1 protein-coding gene is annotated in these 621 nt (G+C 69.9%); it reads left to right on the top strand.

Translation table 11 applies throughout. The features are described 5' to 3' along the window. On the top strand, positions 1–488 hold a 488-nt coding region (locus tag MBTS_RS22795; protein WP_244973627.1), incomplete at its 5' end, for a LysR substrate-binding domain-containing protein. Positions 489–621 lie beyond the last annotated feature (133 nt).

Genomic DNA, 621 nt, shown 5'->3' with positions numbered 1-621 from the left:
CCTTCGAGGCCGATCTCGCCCTGGTGCTGCAGCCGCCGCCCTCGGCGGATCTCCACGCCCTGTTCACCTGCCGGCAGACGCTCTGCGTCGTCGTGCGGGCCTCGCACCCCCTGGCCGAAGAGGAAGGGCCGGTGCGGCTGCGCGAGTGCCTGACCCATCCCCTCGCCCTGCCCGACCGGTCGCTGGCGATCCGCCATCATCTCGACGATGCGCTGGCGCGCCGGGGAACGCCGTTTCGCCCGGCCGTCGAATCGAGCTCGCTGGAATTCCTGCGCAACCTCGCCCTGCGCGAGGATGTGGTGAGCCTGCAGGTGCCGAGCGGCATCCCCAACGACCAGCGCCTCGTCAGCCGGCCCATCGACGAGCGCGACCTCTCCCCCATGACCCTGATTCTCGGCCAGCTGCGCGGGCGGATGCTCCCCGTGGCCGCCGCGAAATTCGCCGACGGCCTCGCCGCGAGCCTCAACGACCGCTACGGCGCGGCCTGACTTGTTCAGGCGGCATTCCGGTTCGGTCGATACACTCTTCTGATCTTCGCTACGGAGGTCCCGCCCAGTCCCCCCTCATCCCTACGGCACTCACCCATCTGCTGTTTCAGGCTGACCGCGTCCCTCTCCCCCT

It is taken from the genome of Methylobacterium bullatum, assembly GCF_014845095.1.
In the GTDB taxonomy this organism is placed as follows: Bacteria; Pseudomonadota; Alphaproteobacteria; order Rhizobiales; family Beijerinckiaceae; genus Methylobacterium; species Methylobacterium bullatum.
Note: the sequence above shows the minus strand (reverse complement) of the source record. Positions and strands in the feature narration are given on the sequence as shown.